The sequence below is a fragment of the Streptomyces sp. TM32 genome (genome assembly GCF_004122755.1).
GTDB lineage: Bacteria > Actinomycetota > Actinomycetes > Streptomycetales > Streptomycetaceae > Streptomyces > Streptomyces sioyaensis.
In genome coordinates this window covers 20,839-42,196 of record NZ_SDIG01000033.1, presented here as the reverse complement: position 1 = coordinate 42,196, position 21,358 = coordinate 20,839, and the positions used below count along the sequence as shown (strand labels likewise).

At 70.6% G+C, this 21,358-nt stretch carries 24 protein-coding genes; 15 read left to right on the top strand and 9 right to left on the bottom strand.

Features of this window, described 5'->3' with window-relative positions; translation table 11 throughout:
• Window positions 1–78: 78 nt before the first annotated feature.
• The 4 genes from EST92_RS11015 to EST92_RS11000 form a co-directional block, all read right to left on the bottom strand.
• Window positions 79–555 (bottom strand): MarR family transcriptional regulator, encoded by a 477-nt coding sequence (locus EST92_RS11015; protein WP_129280756.1) that lies wholly within the window; start codon window positions 553–555, stop codon window positions 79–81.
• 117 nt (window positions 556–672) lie between these two features.
• Window positions 673–1,446: an AIM24 family protein gene (locus EST92_RS11010; RefSeq protein WP_129280755.1), complete on the bottom strand. Its 774-nt coding sequence runs from the start codon at window positions 1,444–1,446 to the stop codon at window positions 673–675.
• On the bottom strand, window positions 1,443–2,093 hold the full coding sequence (locus EST92_RS11005) for an AIM24 family protein (RefSeq protein WP_129280754.1): 651 nt from the start codon (window positions 2,091–2,093) through the stop codon (window positions 1,443–1,445). Before EST92_RS11005 ends, EST92_RS11010 begins: the two co-directional genes overlap by 4 nt.
• On the bottom strand, window positions 2,093–2,731 hold the full coding sequence (locus EST92_RS11000; protein WP_129248258.1) for an AIM24 family protein: 639 nt from the start codon (window positions 2,729–2,731) through the stop codon (window positions 2,093–2,095). Before EST92_RS11000 ends, EST92_RS11005 begins: the two co-directional genes overlap by 1 nt.
• Before the next feature lie 210 nt (window positions 2,732–2,941).
• Between EST92_RS11000 and EST92_RS10995 the strand changes: the two genes are divergently transcribed.
• Together EST92_RS10995 and EST92_RS10990 are read left to right on the top strand one after the other, a co-directional pair.
• Window positions 2,942–3,292, top strand: coding sequence for a DUF3817 domain-containing protein (locus tag EST92_RS10995; RefSeq protein ID WP_129248257.1), 351 nt, complete (start codon window positions 2,942–2,944; stop codon window positions 3,290–3,292).
• Window positions 3,289–3,594 (top strand): MTH1187 family thiamine-binding protein, encoded by a 306-nt coding sequence (locus tag EST92_RS10990; RefSeq protein WP_129280753.1) that lies wholly within the window; start codon window positions 3,289–3,291, stop codon window positions 3,592–3,594. Before EST92_RS10995 ends, EST92_RS10990 begins: the two co-directional genes overlap by 4 nt.
• A gap of 7 nt (window positions 3,595–3,601) precedes the next feature.
• On the opposite strand, the gene EST92_RS10985 is transcribed toward EST92_RS10990, so the two are convergent.
• Window positions 3,602–4,588 (bottom strand): DUF5937 family protein, encoded by a 987-nt coding sequence (locus EST92_RS10985; protein WP_129280752.1) that lies wholly within the window; start codon window positions 4,586–4,588, stop codon window positions 3,602–3,604.
• Window positions 4,589–4,674: 86 nt separating this feature from the next.
• On the opposite strand from EST92_RS10985, the gene EST92_RS10980 reads away from it, so the two are divergent.
• From EST92_RS10980 to EST92_RS10965, 4 genes are all read left to right on the top strand, one after another.
• A complete protein-coding gene (locus EST92_RS10980) occupies window positions 4,675–6,042 on the top strand; it encodes an MFS transporter (protein WP_129280751.1) in 1,368 nt (455 codons plus the stop codon).
• Between the two features lie 32 nt (window positions 6,043–6,074).
• Window positions 6,075–6,584: a MarR family transcriptional regulator gene (locus EST92_RS10975; protein WP_129248253.1), complete on the top strand. Its 510-nt coding sequence runs from the start codon at window positions 6,075–6,077 to the stop codon at window positions 6,582–6,584.
• Between the two features lie 64 nt (window positions 6,585–6,648).
• On the top strand, window positions 6,649–6,981 hold the full coding sequence (locus EST92_RS10970) for a DUF3817 domain-containing protein (protein ID WP_129280750.1): 333 nt from the start codon (window positions 6,649–6,651) through the stop codon (window positions 6,979–6,981).
• 195 nt (window positions 6,982–7,176) lie between these two features.
• Window positions 7,177–8,877: a methylmalonyl-CoA mutase family protein gene (locus EST92_RS10965; protein WP_129280749.1), complete on the top strand. Its 1,701-nt coding sequence runs from the start codon at window positions 7,177–7,179 to the stop codon at window positions 8,875–8,877.
• 50 nt (window positions 8,878–8,927) lie between these two features.
• Here the strand turns inward: EST92_RS10965 and EST92_RS10960 are convergent, their stop codons facing one another.
• Window positions 8,928–9,473 (bottom strand): hypothetical protein, encoded by a 546-nt coding sequence (locus EST92_RS10960; RefSeq protein WP_129280748.1) that lies wholly within the window; start codon window positions 9,471–9,473, stop codon window positions 8,928–8,930.
• A gap of 195 nt (window positions 9,474–9,668) precedes the next feature.
• On the opposite strand from EST92_RS10960, the gene EST92_RS10955 reads away from it, so the two are divergent.
• The 3 genes from EST92_RS10955 to EST92_RS10945 all read left to right on the top strand — a co-directional run bounded on the left by EST92_RS10955 (window position 9,669) and on the right by EST92_RS10945 (window position 11,660).
• Window positions 9,669–10,007, top strand: coding sequence for a hypothetical protein (locus EST92_RS10955; protein ID WP_129280747.1), 339 nt, complete (start codon window positions 9,669–9,671; stop codon window positions 10,005–10,007).
• 76 nt (window positions 10,008–10,083) lie between these two features.
• A complete protein-coding gene (locus EST92_RS10950) occupies window positions 10,084–11,259 on the top strand; it encodes a hypothetical protein (protein WP_129280746.1) in 1,176 nt (391 codons plus the stop codon).
• Between the two features lie 35 nt (window positions 11,260–11,294).
• Window positions 11,295–11,660 carry a hypothetical protein gene (locus tag EST92_RS10945; RefSeq protein WP_129280745.1) on the top strand — a complete coding sequence of 122 codons (366 nt, stop codon included), beginning with the start codon at window positions 11,295–11,297 and terminating at the stop codon, window positions 11,658–11,660.
• Between the two features lie 10 nt (window positions 11,661–11,670).
• On the opposite strand, the gene EST92_RS10940 is transcribed toward EST92_RS10945, so the two are convergent.
• Both EST92_RS10940 and EST92_RS10935 read right to left on the bottom strand, forming a co-directional pair.
• Window positions 11,671–13,074: a HAMP domain-containing sensor histidine kinase gene (locus EST92_RS10940; protein WP_129280744.1), complete on the bottom strand. Its 1,404-nt coding sequence runs from the start codon at window positions 13,072–13,074 to the stop codon at window positions 11,671–11,673.
• Window positions 13,071–13,793 carry a response regulator transcription factor gene (locus EST92_RS10935; RefSeq protein ID WP_129280743.1) on the bottom strand — a complete coding sequence of 241 codons (723 nt, stop codon included), beginning with the start codon at window positions 13,791–13,793 and terminating at the stop codon, window positions 13,071–13,073. Before EST92_RS10935 ends, EST92_RS10940 begins: the two co-directional genes overlap by 4 nt.
• A 57-nt stretch (window positions 13,794–13,850) precedes the next feature.
• Between EST92_RS10935 and EST92_RS10930 the strand changes: the two genes are divergently transcribed.
• A complete protein-coding gene (locus EST92_RS10930) occupies window positions 13,851–15,029 on the top strand; it encodes a UDP-N-acetylglucosamine--N-acetylmuramyl-(pentapeptide) pyrophosphoryl-undecaprenol N-acetylglucosamine transferase (protein WP_129280742.1) in 1,179 nt (392 codons plus the stop codon).
• On the top strand, window positions 15,026–16,033 hold the full coding sequence (locus EST92_RS10925; RefSeq protein WP_129280741.1) for a GDP-mannose 4,6-dehydratase: 1,008 nt from the start codon (window positions 15,026–15,028) through the stop codon (window positions 16,031–16,033). The genes EST92_RS10930 and EST92_RS10925 overlap by 4 nt, the downstream gene beginning before the upstream one ends.
• 59 nt (window positions 16,034–16,092) lie before the next feature.
• Here the strand turns inward: EST92_RS10925 and EST92_RS10920 are convergent, their stop codons facing one another.
• Window positions 16,093–16,746, bottom strand: coding sequence for a TetR/AcrR family transcriptional regulator (locus tag EST92_RS10920; protein WP_254068767.1), 654 nt, complete (start codon window positions 16,744–16,746; stop codon window positions 16,093–16,095).
• 359 nt (window positions 16,747–17,105) lie between these two features.
• On the opposite strand from EST92_RS10920, the gene EST92_RS10915 reads away from it, so the two are divergent.
• From EST92_RS10915 to EST92_RS10895, 4 genes are all read left to right on the top strand, one after another.
• A complete protein-coding gene (locus EST92_RS10915; protein ID WP_129248241.1) occupies window positions 17,106–18,077 on the top strand; it encodes a tetratricopeptide repeat protein in 972 nt (323 codons plus the stop codon).
• Between the two features lie 611 nt (window positions 18,078–18,688).
• Complete coding sequence (locus EST92_RS10905) at window positions 18,689–19,306, top strand: DUF6230 family protein (RefSeq protein ID WP_006603038.1); 618 nt, start codon at window positions 18,689–18,691, stop codon at window positions 19,304–19,306.
• Window positions 19,307–19,436: 130 nt separating this feature from the next.
• Window positions 19,437–20,000, top strand: coding sequence for a DUF6114 domain-containing protein (locus tag EST92_RS10900; protein WP_129280739.1), 564 nt, complete (start codon window positions 19,437–19,439; stop codon window positions 19,998–20,000).
• Window positions 20,001–20,088: 88 nt separating this feature from the next.
• The gene (locus EST92_RS10895; RefSeq protein WP_254068766.1) at window positions 20,089–21,297 is read left to right on the top strand and encodes a hypothetical protein; all 1,209 of its coding nucleotides are present in this window, start codon (window positions 20,089–20,091) and stop codon (window positions 21,295–21,297) included.
• The last annotated feature ends 61 nt before the right edge of the window (window positions 21,298–21,358 follow it).

The following is a 21,358-nucleotide window of genomic DNA, read 5'->3' as shown; positions in this document are numbered from 1 at the left end:
CGGGCCTCGGCCCGCTCGGGGAGCCGGGGCCCGGCCGCTCAGGGGGCCGCGTCCGGCGGGGGGCCGAGGCCCGGCCGGTCAGACGCCGCCGCGCTCCGTGCGGAGGTGTTCGGCCACGGGGGTGAGCGAGGCGCGCAGCGCCTGGAGGTCCTGGGCCGAGAACAGGTCGATGAAGTGCTTGCGGACCGATGCGACATGGTGCGGGGCGACCCGGCGCATGGTGTCCCAGCCTTCCTCGGTGAGCACGGCGTAGAGGCCACGGCGGTCCGACTCGCAACTCTCGCGGCGCACCAGCCCGGCGTTCTCCATCCGGGTGATCTGGTGGGAGAGACGGCTCTTGGACTGCAGGGTGCTGGCGGCCAGGTCGCTCATCCGGAGCCGGCGGTCCTCGGCCTCGGAAAGGTTGACCAGGATCTCGTAGTCGTTGTTCGTCAGGCCGAACGGTTGCAGATCGCGCTCGAGTTGGTGCATCAGCAGTCTGCTGACGTCCAGATGAGTGCGCCAGGCACGCTGCTCCTGGTCGGTCAGCCAGGGGGTGTCGCTGTCGGTCGTCATGGAGGAATTCTACCCGTAAAAGTTGAATACTGAATTAAATGGGTGGGGGTGGCGACTCGACCGGCAGGGGGCCGGGTGTTGGTCAGACGTTCGAGGTCACCGTCCGCAGAGTACCGCTCACAGGCCGAAACGGCGCTGGAGGCTCCCGAGGTTGCCGGGCAACTGGGGCAGTTGTGAGCCACTTTGCGGGACGTGTCCGCCCGCGCCCGGAATGCCCGCTTCGGTGGGGACTGCCCCGGTTGCCAGTTCCGGCATCAGCTGCTCCGTCGACTGCAGCAGGACCGTGCCGGCGCCGACGAACTCGAATTGGTGCTCCTCGCCGGACGCCCCGCCGATCCCGGTGTGCGCCCGCAGCCCGCCCAGGAATCCCCGCAGGTACTGATGGTCGTAGTGGTGGCACGGGGACGGGCAGTCCGCCCAGCCGACGAGCGCCTGGGGGTCCACCCGGATCGGCGGCTCCATGAAGACCACCGGTCCGTTGGATGCGGCCACGAACTTGCCCGTACCGATGAGGGTGAGAAAGCCCGGGATGATGGACTGCTTCAGCGACAGAGATGGCTGAAATGCGAGCAGGTTGCCCGAGCGAATCGTCAGATTGCCGTCCTCCAGATCGAAGGAATTCACATCGAAGGCACGGTCCGCCAGCAGCATTTTTCCGCGGCCCTCGGCGACGACCCAGTCCGCGGCGTGCAGTGGCGAATGGAAACTGCCGGCGATCAGGCGGTCCAGGCGGCCGTGTCCGATGCCGTGGAAGTCGATCTGCCCGTAGTAGGCGATCATCTTCCCCTTCTGCAGGAACCACTGGCCGTTCAGCTCCACGCTGAAGGCGTAGGCGTGGACGTTGTCGTCGGAGGGGAGGGAGGAGACGTCGTGGATGACGGGACCGGTCACAGTTTTTCCTCCGACGCCTGGACGTAGACGGTGCCCTGGCCCGACAGCTCCAGCTGGAAGGCCTCGCCCGAGCCGCGGCCGACCATGTCGCGCCAGCCGAGCGCCGTGGACAGTTTGTTGCGGACGTCGCCGCGGTGGGCGACATAGGCCTGCGGGTCGACATGGACCGGGCGCTGGGGGGTGATCGGCAGTTCGATGACGCCGCCGTGCGCCATCACCGCGACCGAGCCGACGCCCTTGAGGGTCGTGGTGAACAGGCCCTGGCCGGTGACCTGGCCGCGCACCATGCCCATCACCCCGCCCTGGGAGCCCATGAACATCGTGCCCTGGTGCAGCGAGCCGTCGAAGGCCAGCAGCCGGTCGGCCTCGACGTAGAGCGTCTCGCCGGTCAGGTCGACGACATGGACGTGATGGCCGCCGTGGCCGAACATGACCGTTCCTGTGCCCTCCACCGTCATCAGGGGGGTCGCCTCGCCGGCGATCCGGCGGCCGATCATGGAGCCGACACCGCCCTGGCCGCCCTGGATGTTCGGGGTGAAGGAGACCTCGCCGCGGTAGGCGAGCATCGCGCCGCGCTGGCTGAAGAGCCGCTGGCCCGGACCGATCCGGGCCTCCACCATGCGGGAGTTGAGCGTCGTGAACGGCATCAGACCTCACCGCCCACGGTGTTGCGCTCGCTGGGCTGGACGTAGACCAGACCCTCGCCCTCGAAGCGGATCTGGAAGGCCTCGCCCGAGCCCTCCCCGAGGAAGGTGCGGAAATTGACCCCGGACTGGAAGTGCTGCCGCAGGTCACCGGTGTGGGCGACATACGCGCCCGGGTCGACCTGGAGGGGGGACTGCTTGGTGACCCGCAGCACCACCGCGGGCCCGTCGGAGATGATCGCCGCCTGGCCGCTGCCCTCGACGGTGGTGGTGAACAGGCCGTGGCCCTGGGAGGCGCCGCGCAGGCCGGTGAAGGTCGTGCCCGTACGCAGCGCGGCTTCCGTGCACAGGAGGTTGTCGGCCTCGACGTACAGCTTCTCGCCCTGGAGCCGGACGAGGTTGATCTCGCTGGCGCGGTCCGCGAAGTAGCAGGTGCCGTGGCCCTTCACCTCCATCACGGCCATCTGCTCACCCGTGAGCCGTCGGGTGACCATGCCGCGCAGGCCCTCGCCGCCGCCGGTCATCTTCTTGAACGACATCTGGCCGTCGTACGCGACCATCACACCGTTTTTCGCCTTGACGGCGTCGCCCGTCATGTCGACGGCGAGCACCTTGCTCCCCTGGAGCCGAAACTGAGCCACGCGTCAGACGGTAGTCGGCGCCGGCCGCCCGCGGCAGGCCCCGTGACCCTGACTTCGCCCTGATCTCCGGGCGGTGTGCGTCGGGGGCACCGGCGGCCACCGGACCCCGGCGCAGTGATCGCCGGGGCGACTGTAACAATGGGGCGAAGCTTGTGAACCCTTGCACAAGCGCCCTTGCTCCTCGCCCGCCGCCACCCGAACGAGGTTCCCGTGGACATCAAGACCGCTGCCGCCCTGCACCGACTGCGCCTGGCCTCCGTCCCGGAGGCCATCTCCTTCCCGGCGCTGCTGATCTTCGGCACCGGCTTCCGCCTGGCCTTCGACTACGACTCCCTGGTGATGCCGCTCGGCATGATCCACGGCCTGCTCTTCATCACCTACGTCGTGCTGCTGCTGGACGTGTGGAACCGCACCAAGTGGCCCGTCAAGCGCGTCGCCTTCTTCTTCGTACTGGCGATCGTCCCGTTCGGCGGCCTCTACGGGGACCGGGTCCTCAAGCGTGAGGAGGAGGCCGGCGTGATCGCGGCCCGCGCCCGCAAGGAAGGGGTGCTGAACGCATGATCGTCGCCTTCTCCGTGAGCCCGCTGGGCGTCGGCGAGGACGTCGGTGAGTACGTCGCCGACGCGGTCCGGGTCGTCCGCGAGTCGGGCCTGCCGCACCGTACGGACGCGATGTTCACCTCCATCGAGGGGGAGTGGGACGAGGTCATGGACGTCGTCAAGCGCGCGGTCGCGGCCGTCGAGGCCCGCTCCCCGCGGGTCTCGCTGGTGCTCAAGGCCGATATCCGGCCCGGTGTCACGGACGGCCTGACGTCGAAGGTGGAGACCGTGGAGCGGTACCTCGCCGACGGCGACGCCCGCTGACCCGCGCTCAGCCCCCCGCCGCCAGCGTGATCCCCAGCGGCGTGCGCTCGTAGTGCACCCGGTGTCCGTCCCGGCGCGCGGTCAGCAGCCCGGCGTCGCGCAGCACGGACAGATGGCCCGAAACGGAGGACGCCGCCAGGCCGAGGCGGTGGGCCAGGTCCGTCGTGGTCGCGGGCGTGTCGAGGGCGGCCAGTACGGCGGCGCGGTTCGCCCCCAGCAACCGGGCCAGCGCCGGGCCGGTCTCCGGCTCGGTCCACAGCCCGCCGATGCCGCGCGCCGGGTAGATGACGGTGGGCTGCCACGGCGGGTCGAACCCGCTGACCACGTCCGGCCAGACGAAGACGCTGGGCAGCAGCAGGACCCCGCGGCCGTCCAGGTCCTGCATCTGGACGAAGTCGGTACGGGTGCGGACGGTGAGGGTGTCACCCGACCAGGACAGCCGCGGATGCAGATCGGCGAACAGCCGCCGCAGCCCGCCGTCCGCCAACTGGCGTGACCGGTAGGCGATCTCGGCCTCCAGCAGCGCCCGCAGCCGGGGCCAGTCCGGGGCGAGCAGCGCCCGCCAGGCCCGTTCGGTGACATCCGCCAGCTCTTGGACCGCCCGTGCCGGGTCCGCCAGTACGGCCCGGCCGCGCGCCGAGCGCGCCGCATCCGGCCGGCCCGCCAGCGACTTGGCCATCTCGGCGCGGGCCAGGGCCGGATCGGTGGCCCGCAGCCGGGCCAGCTCCTCGTCGAAGCCCGCCATCGGGGCCTCCGGTGGGCGGCCCAAGAAGTCGGGGGTGTAGCCCGGGGGCGACGACGGCATGAAGAGCCACAGCGGTGTCAGGTCCAGGCCGGCCAGGGTCCGGCGCATCCGGCGCAGCCACGGGGCGTGATAGCCGTGCCGGTCGGTGCGGCGCAGGGTGCGTACCGCCTCATGGGTCTCGCACAGCGGGGAGACGGCGAAGCGGACGCGGAGGAAGTCGTCGGCGCCGAAGTGCAGGTTCACCGGCATGACCGGGCTCGCTCCCCTCCCGGACCCAGGATTCGGCCGGAGCCGAAAGAGTACGGGGCGCGGGCGGGCTCCGGCAGGCTGCGGCCATGTCTTCGCCCTCCGGGCCCGCGCCGTCGGGCCACACCCCCGCCTGCCCTGACGGCGCCCGAACCGCGGACCGGGCTCCGCGCGCCGACGGGGCCCGCTCGGCCGGGTACCGCGCCGTCTTCGCCGTCCACGAATTCCGCTACGTCTTCGCCGCGCATCTGCTGTCCTCGCTCGGCGTGGTCGTCTGCGAGCTCGCGCTGTCCGTGCTGGTCTTCAGGATCACCGCGTCGCCGCTGCTCAGCGCACTGACCTTTGCGCTGGGGCTGCTGCCGTACGCGGTCGGCGGGACGCTGCTGTCGGCGGTGGCCGACCGCTGTCCGGCCCGGCGGGTGCTGGTCGTCTGCGATCTGTTGTGTGCCCTGGCGGTGGCCGGGATGGTGCTGCCGGGCACACCGGTCGCGGCCTTGCTGGCGCTGCGCTGTGTGCTCGCCGCCATCGCGCCGGTCTTCGCCGGCACCCGGGCCGCGACGCTGGCCGAGACCCTCGGCGACGGGGAGCTGTTCGTGTTGGGGCGCTCGGTGATCCGCCTGGTGAACCAGGGCGCACAGCTCGCCGGGTTCGCGGCGGGCGGGCTGCTGCTCGCCGCGGTGTCCCCGCGGGTGGTGCTCGCGCTCACGGCGGGCACGTTCCTCGCCTCGGCCCTGCTGCTGCGGCTGGGGACCCGGGCGCGGCCGGCCCGCGGGGGCGAAGGGCGCGGTGCGCTGGTGGGGGCCTCGCTGGGCGGTGTCCGGCGGCTGCTGGCCGACCGCCGGGTCCGGGCGCTGCTGTTGCTGACGTGGCTGCCGCCGGCGTTCGTGGTCGTCCCCGAGGCACTGCTGGTCCCCTACTCCGGCCTGCTGGGGGTGGGACCGGCCGGGACGGGGCTGCTGCTGTGCAGCATGCCGGTCGGTGCGGTGGTCGCGGAGAGCCTGGTGGGCGCGTTCCTCGGGCCGCGGGCCCGGGCCCGGCTGACCTTCCCCATGGGCGTCTTCGCCGTCCTGCCCTCGCTCGGGTTCGCCGCGCGGCCCTCGCTCGGCTGGGCGGTGCTGCTGCTGGTGCTGACCGGCACCGGGATCTCGTACAACTTCGGCGTCGACCGCTGGTTCGTCGCCGCGGTCCCCGAGGAGCTGCTGGGTCGGGCGATGACGGTGATGCAGGCGGGGCGGATGACCGTGATGGGGCTCGCGATGGGGCTGGCCGGGGTGGCCGCGCAGGGGGCGCCCCTGCGGGTCGTGATGCCGGCCGCGGGGGTGCTGGGGGCGGTCTGCGTACTGGCGGTGATCTCCGAGGTACGGCGTACGGCGCCGGGGCCGGACCGGGCGTCCGCCGGGCCGGTGCGCCGGGGTGGCCGGGGCCGGCGACCGGGACCGAAAATGAGACGCGCCTGACCACGATGTGGCCGCCCGGTAGGGTCGGATGCGTGCCGAAGCCGCTCAGCCTTGCCTTCGATCCCATCGCGCGCGCCGACGAACTGTGGCGGCAGCGATGGGGTGCCGTGCCGTCGATGGCCGCCATCACCTCGATCATGCGCGCCCATCAGATCCTGCTGTCCGAGGTGGACGCGGTGGTCAAGCCGTACGGCCTGACCTTCGCCCGGTACGAGGCGCTGGTGCTGCTGACCTTCTCCAAGGCCGGTGAGCTGCCGATGTCCAAGATCGGTGAGCGGCTCATGGTGCACCCGACCTCGGTGACCAACACCGTCGACCGCCTGGTGAAGTCCGGTCTCGTCGCCAAGCGGCCCAACCCGAACGACGGACGGGGCACGCTCGCCACCATCACCGAAAAGGGCCGTGAGGTGTGTGACGCGGCGACCCGCGAGCTGATGGCGATGGACTTCGGGCTCGGGACGTACGACGCCGAGGAGTGCGCGGAGATCTTCGCGCTGCTGCGGCCGCTGCGGGTGGCGGCGGCCGACTTCAAGGACGAGTGACCCGCCTCCCAGTTCCCCGGGGGGCGGCGAAGATCGCCCCGGAACGGGTCGTTACGCTCGGGGCATGAAGCGAAGCGTCCTGACCCGCTACCGGGTGATGGCCTACCTCACCGCCGTGATGCTGCTGGTGCTCTGCACCTGCATGGTGTTCAAGTACGGCTTCGGGATGGGGAAGGACCTCACCCTGGTCGTCTCCCAGATCCACGGCGTGCTCTACATCGTGTACCTGATCTTCGCCTTCGACCTGGGCTCCAAGGCAAAGTGGCCGTTCGGCAAGCTGCTGTGGGTGCTGGTCGCCGGGACGATCCCCACCGCCGCGTTCTTCGTCGAGCGCCAGGTGGTCCGCGAGGTCGAGCCGCTGCTCGCCGACCGGACGCCGGAGCCGGTGAAGGCCTGACGGGGCCCGCCCCCGTTCGACGGCGGCCCGCCCCTTCTGCCGGTGGGCCCGCCCCTTGTCACGCGCCTGTCCCCGAGGACGGGCGCGTGGTGTCGTGTGCGTCCAGTTACGGAAAGTGACAAAAGTGACCCATGTGGCGACTCATGGGCCCGCTCCCGTCGACAATTACTAGGACGTCCTAGTAAATTCGAAGGTATGGACGCTGACGCGATCGATGAGGGCCGCCGCCGCTGGCAGGCTCGGTACGACTCCGCCCGTAAGCGGGACGCGGACTTCACCACGCTCTCGGGCGATCCCGTCGAGCCGGCGTACGGGCCCCGGCCGGGGGACGCGGTCGAGGGGTTCGAGCGGATCGGGTGGCCGGGCGAGTACCCCTTCACGCGGGGGCTCTACGCGACCGGCTACCGCGGGCGGACCTGGACGATCCGCCAGTTCGCCGGCTTCGGCAACGCCGAGCAGACCAACGAGCGCTACCAGATGATCCTGAAGGCCGGTGGCGGCGGCCTCTCCGTGGCCTTCGACATGCCGACCCTGATGGGGCGGGACTCCGACGACCCGCGTTCGCTCGGCGAGGTCGGCCACTGCGGCGTCGCCATCGACTCCGCCGCCGACATGGAGGTCCTCTTCAAGGACATCCCGCTCGGTGACGTCACGACCTCGATGACGATCTCCGGCCCGGCCGTCCCGGTCTTCTGCATGTACCTCGTCGCCGCCGAGCGCCAGGGCGTCGACCCGGCCGTCCTCAACGGCACGCTCCAGACGGACATCTTCAAGGAGTACATCGCGCAGAAGGAGTGGCTCTTCGAGCCCGAGCCGCATCTGCGGCTGATCGGCGACCTGATGGAGCACTGTGCGCACGGCATTCCCGCGTACAAGCCGCTCTCGGTCTCCGGCTACCACATCCGCGAGGCGGGCGCGACGGCCGCGCAGGAGCTGGCGTACACGCTGGCCGACGGCTTCGGCTATGTGGAGCTGGGCCTCTCCCGCGGCCTGGACGTCAACACCTTCGCCCCCGGCCTGTCCTTCTTCTTCGACGCGCATCTCGACTTCTTCGAGGAGATCGCCAAGTTCCGGGCGGCGCGCAGGATCTGGGCCCGGTGGATGCGCGACGTGTACGGCGCGACGAGCGAGAAGGCGCAGTGGCTGCGCTTCCACACCCAGACCGCCGGCGTCTCGCTGACCGCCCAGCAGCCGTACAACAACGTCGTACGCACCGCCGTCGAGGCCCTGGCTGCCGTGCTCGGCGGCACCAACTCGCTGCACACCAACGCCCTGGACGAGACCCTGGCGTTGCCGAGCGAGCAGGCCGCGGAGATCGCGCTGCGCACCCAGCAGGTGCTGATGGAGGAGACCGGCGTCGCCAATGTCGCCGACCCGCTGGGCGGTTCGTGGTTCATCGAGTCGCTGACCGACCGGATCGAGGCGGACGCCGAGAAGATCTTCGAGCAGATCAAGGAGCGCGGCCGGCGGGCGGTCCCGGCCGGCGAGCACCCGATCGGCCCGATGACCTCCGGCATCCTGCGCGGCATCGAGGACGGCTGGTTCACCGGCGAGATCGCCGAGTCCGCCTTCCGGTACCAGCAGGCGCTGGAGAAGGGCGACAAGAAGGTCGTCGGCGTCAACTGCCACGAGGGTTCGGTCACCGGCGATCTGGAGATCCTCCGGGTCAGCCATGAGGTCGAGCGCGAGCAGGTACGGTTGCTGGCGTCCCGCAAGGCGGCGCGCGACGACGCCACGGTGCAGGCCGCGCTGAAGACGATGCTGGACGCCGCCCGCGACGGCGGCAACATGATCGAGCCGATGCTGGACGCCGTTCGGGCCGAGGCGACGCTCGGCGAGATCTGCGGGGTGCTGCGGGACGAGTGGGGGGTCTATACGGAGCCGGCCGGGTTCTGACCTTGCTCATGCGGGCGGGGCCGTCGCGCTGACGGCCCCGCCCGCTCGTCTCAGTTGCCGGCGGTGAGGGCGAAGCCGAGGGCCGGGCTGACGACGAACGCGCCGAAGAGGGCCGCCGCGGCGGCGCCGAGAACGATCTTGCGGGTTCGGGTGCCGGCGGTCGCCCGCCATGCCGCCCACTGCTGGGCGATCGTACGAGTGGTGTCATCAAAGCGTGTGAGCCAGGAGAAGAGCAGCACGGGGATGATGAAGAGGAGACCGCCGAAGCCGGTGGCGAAGTTGCCTATGGCTGCTTCGCGACCAGCGACGGTGTAGGTCGCGGCGGACAGGGCACGGAGCACGGTGCTGTCGCCGTGCCCCTGGACCGCGAGTGTGAAGCCCGGGTCGTACCCGGTGTCGAGGTTGTCCAAGGACGCCTTGTTGTCCACGGTCTTCCCGTCGTCCGAGCGGAACGTGCCCTCGCAGTCGTAATAGTGCGAGGCCGTGGAGCGGTGACTTGTGCTTTCCCGGACGCATTCCTTGACCGTGAAGATTCCGTGCGTGCCCGTGAGGCCCGCCGAGGTCAGCCCTTTGACGAAGAAGACGGTGAAGAACACCAGAGCGACAGTGAGGAAGAAAAGGTGCCCGCATAGCGTCTTCAAAGGTGTCTTCCCAGACATCTGCGGAGAGTTGGACATTGAGGGAATTCCCTTTCATGGTCATCGGCCGGGACTCCGGCAGGCACAGACATCGGCTACCGTACGGCACACGCTTCGGCGGATTCCTGATGCAGCCGAGAATAAGGGGGACCCATGGCAGGCTCCGGATACGACGTGGATCCGGCCGTCCTTAGGTCGCAGGGCGGAGTCTTCAAGGGCATTGGCTCTGATTTCAGCGGTGCCGCAAAGAAGTTGGCGGCCACGCTCAAAGAGGCTGAAGACTGGGGCGACGACGATTTGATCAAGTATTTCATGGACGTCTATGCGCCGGTGAGTGCAGGTCTCGTGAAGTCGATGCCCACCCTTGGTGAAGGTCTCACCACGATCGGGGAGAAACTCGAGGCGACGGGTGGACATTACGCCACTACCGAGCAGGACCAGCACGATCACCTTGCCAAGTACGCGGCGAACCGTCCCAAGTTCGCGAATTGACGCCGGATCAACTTGGTACACCCCCACAACACCCCATAGAACAACGAAAATACGCTTCCCGGGGGAGTGAGTCATAGTGGCCACCATCATGCTTCCTGTCGAGGTCGACTGGGTCCTCGATCTACTGGGCTTCCAATGGCCCAATATCGACGAGGACAAGATGCGCGACGCGGCCGAGGCCTGGAGTAGCTTCGCTGCCTCTGTGCGTGCGGCCCAGCAACAGGGAGAGAGTGCTACCCAAGTGGTGCGCGGCGCCAACTCCGGCGAGGCGATCGAGGCATTCGAGAACAAATGGAAGAAGTTCTCCGGAGGCGGTTTCCTCGATGAGTCCGCCGAGGCCGCCGAGGCGCTTGCCATCGTGCTGCAGATCGTGGCCACGATCATCATGGTGATGAAGCTCGCGGTGATTGCCCAACTCATCGCGCTGGCCTTCGAGTTCGCGGCGGCCCAGGCTGCCGCGCCGGTCACGCTGGGGGCCTCCGAGGCCGGGGCGGCCGCCGCCACGGCGACCACCCGGGTCATGGTTCGCCAGATCATCAGCAAGGCGAAGGACCAGATCATCCAGGCCATCAAGGACGCCATCGCCCAGAAGGTGAAGCGGTCGGGCCGGGAGATCGCGATCGATCTGGCCAAGGAACTCGGTATCGACGCCGGCAAGAAGCTCGCCGGGAACCTCGCCACTCAGGGGATCAAGGGCCACTTCGGGGCGCAGAAGGGGTTCTCCTTCGGGGCTGCGGGTGAGGCCGTGGCCAAGCCCTTTGTCGACAAGGGGACAGAGGTCGTCGACGGCGCCAAGGGTGTGGGCGAGGTCGGCCAGGGTCTCGGAAAGATGGCGACGGGCGATGTCGGCGGGGGCCTCACGCAGGCCTACGAGGGGGAGCAGAAGGTCGCCAAGGTGGGCAAGACCGTTTACGGCGCCACCTACAAGGACCCTGAGCCGACCACCGCGGGTGACGGCACGTCGTCGGAAGGCGGCGACGGCAGCAGCTCCTCCGAGGGCGGTTCCGGTTCCTCGTCGTCCTCGTCCTCCTCCGAAGGCGGCTCCAGCGGTTCGTCCGAAGGCGGCTCCAGCGGGTCCTCCGATGGCGGCTCCGGCGGCTCGTCGCCCTCCAGCAGCGGCTCCGACGGCTCGAACCCGTCGTCCGCCGCGTCCGGGGGCGGAGCTGCCAGGCCCCGCGCCGAGAGCAACACCAACACCGACAACGACGGCGGTCAGGACGAGGCCGCACGCGTCCGCAACGCATTCGGCTGACGCAGACCCGCACCGTCCGACAGGAGCCCTGACCCATGACCAGCAACAACGCCTTCACCCACCCCGGCGACCGCGAATACCCCATCGAGGAGAGGGACCTCGCCGAGGAGCAGAACGAGCACCTCACCTCCGCTCTGCGCGCCGTGCGCGACAACCCCAATGCTCCCTCCGAACTCCAGGACATCGCCCGCAAGATGCTCGGTGGCCGGGTCGAGCTGAAGGACGTGCTGGACGACCCGTCCGGCTACCGGGCGCTCACCGACGGCATCTCCGGGATGAGGGAGAGCTGGCGGTCGATGTCGCCGCAGGACCGGCAGGCGGTCCGTGCGAAGGTCGAGGAGAAGGCAGCGGAAGCGGAGGCCGAGGGGGTCGGCGCCACGTACCGGCCTCGTGAAGCGTGACGGCGTCCCGTTACGCCGCTCCGGCCGGCATCCGCAGCCGGAACAGCGCGCCGCCGCCCGGCGCCTGTTCGGCGCTGAGCTCGGCGCCGTGCGCGCGGGCGATCTGCCGGGCCATGGCCAGGCCCAGCCCCGAACCGGGCAGGGCGCGGGCGGCCTTCGCGCGGTAGAAGCGGTCGAAGACATGGGGGAGGTCCTCGGGCGCGATGCCGGGGCCGTGGTCGCGGACGGTCAGCTGCAACTCCCCTTCGCGGAGGGTGAGTTCGGCGTCGACCGGGCCGCCCGGCGGGGAGAACTTGGCGGCGTTGTCGAGGAGGTTGGACAGCAGCCGGGAGAGGCGGGCCGGCACCCCGGGGACCGTGCGGTCCGCCGCGGACGGGTCGATGCCGGTGGTGAAGGCGATCTCGGGCCAGTGCTCGCCGGCGGTGGCCACCGCATGCTCCAGAAGGGCGGCCGGGCGGACCTGTTCGACCAGCGGCCGGGGCTCCTCGTCGCGGGCGAGTTCGATCAGGTCGTTGACCAGCGTGGTGACCTCGCGCAGCTGGCGGCCCAGCGCGGCCGAGGCCCGGTCGCGCTGAGCATCCGTCAGGCGGTCTGCGCGGGTGAGGAGTTCGGCGTTGGTGCGGAGCGCCGTCAGCGGGGTGCGCAGCTCGTGGGAGGCGTCGGCGACCAGCCGGCGCTGTGCGGTGACCGACTGCTCCAGCGCGTCGAGCATGGTGTTGAAGCTGGTGGCCAGCCGGGTGATCTCGTCCTCCCGGGCGAGCGGCCCCGCGGGCACGTCGATGCGGTGCCCGGCGTCGCGGGTCGTGGCGATGCGCTCCGCGGTGGCGGTGAGCCGGGCGACCGGGGCCAGCCCGGTACGCGAGACCCAGTAGCCGAGGGCGGCGGCCAGCAGCACCCCGCCGGCGCCGACCGCGGACAGCGCCCAGGCGGCCTGCTCCACGCTCCGGTCGACGGAGTCGGAGCGCTGGGCGACCTGCACGGCCTCGTCCCTGTTCCCCAGGCGCGTGGTGAACATCCGGACCGGCTGCCCGGCCACCGACGTCTTCTGGTAGAACGCCGGATGCCGGCCGGCGGCGACCTTCCGGGTGTCGTCCGAGACGGGCAGCACATACGGCTGGCGCGGGTCCTTGGCGGGGTCGGGCGGCACGATCTGGATGCAGGTGGAGGCCGGGTACTGGCAGAGGGTGTCGCTCGGCGTCGGGCCCCAGTTCTGGCGCTGACGGATGGCCTCGGTGGCCGCCTGGGCCAGGTTCCGTTCGAGCTGGCGGGTCATCTGGTAGTCGATGACGACGAACGCCGCCGCACAGACGCCGACCGCCACCAGTGCCACCGCGGCGGAGGCCGCCAGCGCCAGCCGGGTGCGCAGCGGGCGCCTGCGCCGCCAGCGGGCCCCCAGGCCGCGGGTGCCGCTCATGCGCCCTCCGCGTGCCCGAGGCGGTAGCCGATGCCGTGCACGGTGTGGACGAGCCGGGGCTCGCCGCCGGCCTCCAGCTTGCGGCGCAGGTAACCGATGTAGACGGCCAGGGAGTTGGAGTCCGGGCCGAAGTCGCGGCCCCAGACGCGCTCCAGGATCACCTCCCGGGGCAGCACCTGCCCCGGGTTCTGCAACAGCAGTTCCAGCAGGGCCCATTCGGTGCGGCTGAACTCCAGGGGGCGGTCGCCCCGGTGGCCGCTGCGGGTCAGCGGGTCGACCACCAGGTCGCCGAAGGTGAGGCGGGAGTCCTCGACGGCCGTGGTCGAGGCGCGGCGCAGCAGCGCGCGGACCCGGGCGACCAGCTCGTCCAGGGCGAACGGTTTGACGAGGTAGTCGTCGGCGCCGGCGTCGAGGCCGTCGACCCGTTCGCTGACCGAGTCCAGCGCGGTCAGCACGAGGATGGGCGTGCGGTCGTCCAGGGCGCGCAGCCGGCGGCAGACGGCCAGTCCGTCCAGGACGGGCATCATCACGTCCAGGACGAGGGCGTCCGGCTGCCAGGAGGCGACCTCCGAGAGGGCGGCCAGGCCGTCGGCGGCGCCGCGTACCTCATAGCCCTCCACGGCGAGGCCGTCCTCCACAGCGGCGCGCACCTCCGGTTCGTCATCGACGACGAGGATCCTGGCGGCGGGGGTGTTTCCGGGCGTGGGCGGCATGGACATAGGCTGCCAAACACCTCTCTTAGAAGCTTCTTAGGGCGTATCGCGAGCGTGGCGGCCATGCGCACACCACTCTCTGTCGTGATCGGTGCGGGCGGCACCGGCGGCCACATCTATCCCGGTCTCGCCCTCGCGGACGCCCTCCGCCGGGCCGTTCCCGACGCGGTGATCTCCTTCGTCGGGACCGAACGCGGCCTGGAGAAGCGGTTGATTCCCCAGGCCGGATACCGGCTGCACACCGTCGACATGATCCCCTTCGATCCCTCGCTCGGCGCCCGACGCTATCTGCTGCCGGCCGCGCTGCTCCGCTCGGGCGCCCAGTGTCGGGCGATCCTCAAGGAACAAAAGGCCCAGGTCGCGGTGGGTATGGGCGGCTACCCTAGCGCCCCGGTGATCGTCGGGGCGCGGATGGCCGGGCTGCCGAGCCTGATCCACGAGTCCAACGCGGTGCCCGGCCGGGCCAACAAGTTCGCCGCCCGGCTCACCCCGCACCTCGCCCTCGCCTTCGACCGCAGCCGGGAGCATCTGGCGGGCGGCGACCGGGCCGAGACGGTGGGGATGCCGCTGGTGGGGCCGCTGGCCGAGCTGGACCGTACGGCCCTGCGCCCCGCGGCCCGCCGGGCGCTCGGCATCCCGGACGGGGCCCGGCTGCTGCTGGTCAACGGCGGCAGCCTGGGGGCGGCCCGGCTGACGGAGGCGGCCATCGGGCTGGCCGGCCGCTACCGGGGGCGCCGGGACCTGCGGCTGCTGATCAAGACCGGGCCCGCGGCCCTGGAGGAGACCTCCGCCCGGCTGGCGGAGAACGGCGGCTCGGCGGTCGCCGAGGCCGTGCCGTACCTGGACCGGATGGATCTGGCGTACGCGGCGGCCGATCTCGTGGTGTGCCGGGCCGGCTCGGCGACCGTCGCCGAGCTGGCCACGATCGGGATGCCGGCCGTCCTCGTGCCGTATCCGCACGCACCGGGCGATCACCAGACGCACAACGCGCGGGTGCTCTCCGACGCCGGGGCGGCGCTGCTGCTGCCCGACGCGGAGGCCTCCGACGGGCGGCTGGACGCACTGGTCACCCCGCTGCTCGACAACCCCGCCCGGCTCGCCGCGATGGGCCGGGCCGCCGACCCCGGCACCCACGCCCGGGCCGCCGACCTGCTCGCCGCCAAGGCGCTGGCACTGGCCGGTCACCCCCACGACTCGACCGCCTCCCTGCACTCGACCACCCCTCTGAAGGAGTCCGCATGAGCAACCACACCGCACAGCAGTGGGCCGGCCGCAAGGTCCTGGTCACCGGGGCCGAGGGATTCATCGGCTCGACCCTCGTCGACATGCTGGTGGACGCCGGCGCCGACGTACGCGCCTTCGTCCACTACAAGCCGTACGCCGAAAAGGGAAATCTGGCGCGCTATCTGGTGCCGGGCTCCCCGGTCGAGATGATCGCGGGGGACGTCCGGGACGCGGGCCGGGTGATGGACGCCGTCGCGGGCTGCGACACCGTCTTCCATCTCGCCGCGCTCATCGGGATCCCGTACAGCTACGACTCGCCGGGCGCGTACGTGCAGACGAACGTGGTGGGCACGGAGAACGTCGCGGAGGCCTGCCGGCGGTACGAGGTGCGCCGGATGGTCCACACGTCGACGAGCGAGGTCTACGGGACCGCGCTGACCGCGCCGATCGGTGAGGACCACCCGCTGCAGCCGCAGTCGCCGTACTCCGCCTCGAAGATCGGCGCGGACATGATGGCGCTGTCGCACCGGCACGCGTTCGGGCTGCCGGTCACCGTGGTGCGGCCGTTCAACACCTACGGCCCCCGCCAGTCCGCACGGGCCGTGATCCCCACGATCCTGGCCCAACTCCACGCCGGTGCCCGGCAGATCAAGCTCGGCTCGCTCACCCCGACCCGCGACTTCACCTACGTCACCGACACCGCCGCCGGGTTCCTGGCGCTGGCCGACTGCGACCGGGCGCTGGGCGAGGTCGTCAACCTCGGCACCGGGCGGGAGATCTCCATCGGGGCGCTCGCCGAGGCGCTGATAGCGGCCTCGGGCCGGCAGGCCGAGGTGGTGGTGGACGCCGAGCGGCTGCGGCCCGCCGGCAGTGAGGTCGAGCGGCTGCTGTCCGACAACTCCCGGGCGCGCGAATGGGCTTCGTGGCGGCCGGAGGTGTCCCTGGAGCAGGGCCTGAAGTGGACCTCGGAGTGGGTGGCCGAGAACGTGCACCTCTTCGCGGCCGACCGCTACCAGGTCTGAACCACCGGCCCCGGGGCGGCCCGGTGTTCCCGGGGGGGGACACCGGGCCGCCCGGTGGGTCAGCTCCGGCCGTCGGGACCGGCCAGTCCGGTCAGCCCGGTCAGGAAGAGGGCGGTGAAGTCGCGGCCCCACTCGGCGTCCACGGGTTCGCCGCTGACCAGGGTGCGGTGCACGATCGCCCCGGCGATCACATCGAAGATCAGGTCCATGGCGCGGACGGCCGCCCGCGCGCCGTCCTCGCCGTCGGTGTCCGGCGGCAGTTCGCCGCGGGTCTGGGCGCGGGAACGGCCGAGCGAGACCAGCCGCTTCTGGCGGTCGACGATCGCCGAGCGGATCCGTTCGCGCAGCGCCTCGTCGGTGGTGGACTCGGCGACCACGGCCATCAGCGCCGTCTTGGTCTCCGGCCGCGCGAGCAGCGCGCCGAACTGCAGCACCACACCCTCGATATCGGAGCGCAGCGAGCCCCGGTCGGGGAGTTCGAGCTCGTCGAAGAGGACCGCCACGGCGTCCACGACGAGCTCGTTCTTGTTGGCCCAGCGGCGGTAGAGCGTCGTCTTGGCGACCCCGGCGCGTGCCGCCACCTCGCTCATGGTGAGCCGCCCCCAGCCCAGATCGACCAGCGCGGCGCGGGTCGCGCTGAGGATCGCGTGATCGGTCGCGGCGCTGCGCGGGCGGCCCGTGCGGCCTTTGCGGGGGCTGGCGGAGTGGTGCATGCGGGCGACCATACCGGTCAGTACGGGGCCGGGCGCCGACCGCCGTGAGGGAGATCACTTCACGCAGGGCTGAAACCGGTTGTGGCGCGGGGTCGACGGCGAGTTACGCTACGGGTCGTAGCGAAAGAGTGATAGCCACTGGCCGTGGGTGGGGACCCATGGCCGCAACCGGTCCTCCTCGGGGCCGAATCGGGCAGCGGTCCAGGACGTGCGCCGGCATTCCGGCGGGGCGTACGGAGCGGATGCGGTGCCCTGCGGAAGGTCCGGCGGCGATACCGGACCGGGGATTCCGCGTCGCCGACCGCATCGCTTTCCGGATCGCTTTTCGGAACGGACCGCCCAGGGGGGAGGATGGACCCATGCAGCCACGCAATATGTCCATGAGTGGAGTCGTCGACCTCGCCGCGCTGAAGGCGGCCGGGGAAGCGAAGCAGAAGGCGGAGCAGGCACGTGCCGAGGCCGCCCGTACGGGCCAGGCGCCCGCGAGCGGTGCCCGCCTGGTGTTCGACGTCGACGAAGCGGGGTTCCAGCAGGACGTCCTGCAGCGCTCCACCGAGGTCCCGGTCGTCATCGACTTCTGGGCCGAGTGGTGCGAGCCGTGCAAGCAGCTGGGTCCGCTGCTGGAGCGCCTCGCGGGGGAGTACGCCGGCAAGTTCGTGCTGGCCAAGATCGACGTCGACGCCAACCAGATGCTGTTCCAGCAGTTCGGGGTGCAGGGCATCCCGGCGGTGTTCGCGGTCGTGGCGGGTCAGCCGATCCCGCTGTTCCAGGGCGCGGCCCCGGAGGCGCAGATCCGCCAGGTGCTCGACCAGCTGGTGCAGGCCGCCGAGCAGCAGTTCGGCATCGTGGGGGCGCCCGTCGAGCCGTCGGCCGCGGACGAGCAGGAGCAGGCCGAGGCCCCGGTGCCGGCCGGTCCCTACGACGCCGTGCTGGAGGCCGCGAACCAGGCGCTCGACTCCGGTGATCTGGGCGGCGCCATCCAGGCCTACAAGAACGTGCTCTCCGACGACCCCGCCAACCCGGAGGCCAAGCTCGGTCTGGCGCAGGCCGAACTCCTGCGCCGGGTCCAGGATCTGGACCCGCAGGCCGTGCGCAAGGAGGCCGCGGAGAATCCGGCCGACGTGCCGGCGCAGATCCGTGCCGCGGACCTCGATCTGGTCGGCGGCCATGTCGAGGACGCCTTCGGCCGGCTGGTCGACGCGGTGAAGCGGAGCGCGGGCGACGACCGGGAGGCCGCACGGCTGCGGCTGCTGGAGCTGTTCGAGGTCATCGGCGCCGAGGATCCGCGGGTGACGGCGGCCCGTACCGCGCTGGCCCGGGTGCTGTTCTGACCCGCTGTTTCTGACTCGCCCGCTTGTGACCAGTACGCCCTCCGCGAGTTGACCGATCAAACGACGCAGCGGCCACGTTTTACCAAAACTTGGTAAACGTGGCCGCTGTTACTTGGAGTAAGTCTCAACCACCCTCTTGCGGCGATCTGTCCGCAATTGACGCTTGTCCCCTTGCGGTGAGCAACCACCGTGTGTGTCCAGTTGATCTCGGTCCGTCGAAGCGTGTTTATCGGGCCGTTACCCGCAAGTAACGAGCCCCTTGTGCGGCGGCCGTGAATGGACCACGATCGGCCACGCTCGGTCCATTCCCGCAGCCCGGCATCCGGTTGGTGCCGCGGGGTACTTGGGTCCCCACCGAGTGGTCGGCGGCAGTGGCGCCGGCCGTGGACAGGGGGGTCTCTGCCCCACCCGGCAGGGCCTGTCCAGTGAGGTTGCGCGAGAGCGTGGCCAGTGGTTGTCGCTCGGGGGTGATCGCCGGTATTCGGAACACGATGTGCCTCCGAGAACAGGCGCTCTCCTTCCCGAGGACGTAGCACTTCTCCCATCCCAGGTACCGCGCCTCAACGGAGGCGGCAGGTACCGGAGATGTACGTCCGAGAAGGAGGAAAGTCATGGAGTCCCTGGCTCGTGGCGGGACCAGATGGAAGCGGTTCGCCGTCGTCATGGTGCCGAGCGTCGCGGCGACCGCCGCGATCGGTGTCGCCCTCTCGCAGGGTGCGCTCGCGGCATCGTTCAGCGTGTCCGGACAGCAGTTCAAGGTCGCTACAGACCGGCTGGACGGCACCGGATTTGTTCAGTACGGAGCCATTGACGCCCAGAAGGGCGGCAAGCAGGTCCCGGTGGCGGTCTCGGGGTTCTCGAACGCCAAGATCAAGAACCTGTGCCAGTCGGTGGTCGTTCCGGTCCCCGTCTTCGGCGATGTGTCGATGAAGCTGTCGGCCGGTGGCGGTGACACGCCCGTCGAGGCGAAGAACCTCTACATCGACCTCGACCAGCTGTCCGCGGACGCGACCTTCAACAACATCGACATCGGTGTTGCTGCGGGCTCGACGACCAAGGGCCCGGGGATGCACAAGGGCGACAAGGCCGACCCCGGCTCGTTCGCCCAGCAGGCCGATTCGGCCACGCTGACCCACGTCAAGCAGACGGCCTGGGCCACGACGGCCGGCACGTTCAAGCTCAGCGGCCTGAAGATGAGCGTCGCCAAGGGCAAGAGCGAGTGCTACTGACGCACTGAGCGTACGGGCGCGGGGGAGCTGTGCGGCGGATGCCGTTCCCCGTGCCCGTACGCCGGGTAGTGCCAAGTAGAACACTCCAGCACAGAACCACCGATTTGCCAGTCCCGAGGAGCTGTACGACATGAGCGCCGAAACGCGACCACGGCTGATCGAGACCATCGGCCGCAAGCGGCTTTCGTTCCGGGAGTGGCGCGGACACCGCCCGTTCTGGGGCGGATTCCTGACCCTGCTGGCCGGCCTCCCGATCATGTACATCCCTTACGCGAATCTCACGATCGGTTCCCTGACCGTCCGCATGGCGACCACCGCCGGCGCCGGCTCGCTGATCATCGGCGTACTGCTGGTCGTGCTCGGTCTCACCATGTGGTTTCAGCCGGCCTCCCGCGTCTTCGCGGGGGTGGCGGCGATTCTGCTCTCCCTGGTCTCCCTGGTCGTCTCGAACTTCGGCGCCTTCCTGATCGGCTTCCTTCTGGGGCTGATCGGCGGTGCGCTGGGTGTCTCCTGGGCGCCGGGCAAGGCCGCTCGAAGCGAGGACGACGACGATCCGGCCGCCAGGACGGTCGCCGGACCCGTGGTCGCCACGCACCCCGCGCCGGCCGCCGGTCCCGGGTTGGGCAAGGGGCTGGACGACCTGTCAGGAACCAGCCCGACCAACGGAACGAACGGGAGGCACTGTGCCGGGTGACGAGCTGCACGCGGAGAGCGCAGCTGCCGGGGCGAGAGGCGGGCCGCGACACGCGGCCCCCAGGAAGCCTTTGCTGACGCGGCTCCACGTGCCCGCGGGCAAGGCGATAGCCATCGCCGCCATGCCGTCCGCGGTGCTGATGGGCATGGGGCTGACGCCCCAGATGGCGATAGCGAAGCCGGCGCCCAAGAGCCCCTTCAAGGACGGTCCTTGCGTCACCGCGCCGGACAAGGCCGGCCAGAAGGACACCAAGGCCAAGGACGGTGCGAAGGACGACACGGGCACGAAGGGCGGCACCAAGCCGTCCGACAAGCCCAGTGCCGAGCCGTCCGCCGCACCGTCGTCGTCGGCCGGCAAGGACGCGGAGAGCAAGCCCGCGCCCGAGCCGTCCGCCTCCAAGGAGACCAGCGAGCCCTCGGGTTCGGCGACCCCGTCGCCGTCGCCCTCGCCCTCCGAGGACAAGGACGGCGGTGTGCTCGGCGGCATCGGCGATGCGCTCGGCGGTCTGCTGGGCGGGGACACGTCCGACGACTCCTCCGCCTCGCCGAGCCCTTCGACGTCCGCGTCGGCCACGCCGAGCCCCTCGCCGTCGGCCTCCAAGGACTCCGCGTCCACCGACTCCGGGTCCGCCCTGGAGAAGGCCACCAAGCCGGTCACGGACACGGTCGACGGTCTCAAGGACGGCGCCGGCAAGGCCGGTGACAGCCTCAAGGACGGCTCGAAGACGGTCAACGACACCGTCCACGGCGCCGTGGGTGCGGCGGACAACGCGCTGCCCGGCGGCGGCCTCGACGGCAAGGACTCCAGCGGCAAGAAGTCCTTCCCGTGCGTCGTCGAGAACAAGCAGAAGGGCAAGGACGAGCAGACCCCCGTCACCCTGCCCGACGACCCCTGGCACCTGGAGTCCAGCGCGCTCACCCTGCGCGGTCTGAACTACGAAGGCGTCGTCAACGTCCAGACGCAGAACGGCCACACCAAGCAGGCCCTGAAGTTCACCGCCGACAGCGTCGACATCGGCGATCTGCATCAGACCGTCGACGACAAGGCGTCCGGGAAGAAGTACCACGTCCAGGCGTCCCAGGGATCCACGTCCACGATCCGCGGCGGCAAGGTGACGATGTACACCGAGCGGCTGCAGGGCAACCTCTTCGGGTTGATCCCGATCGTCTTCGACCCCGAGCACCCGCCGCCGCTCAACGTCCCGTTCGCGTACTTCACCAAGGTGAAGATCGACCAGGCGGGCCAGTTCGGCGGCAACCTCCACGTCCCGGGTCTGCACCAGTTCATGACCGGCTGAGGAACGGCCCGGGCCACCGACCCGTTCGGGAGCCGCAGAAAACGGCGGTGGGCCGCCCCCT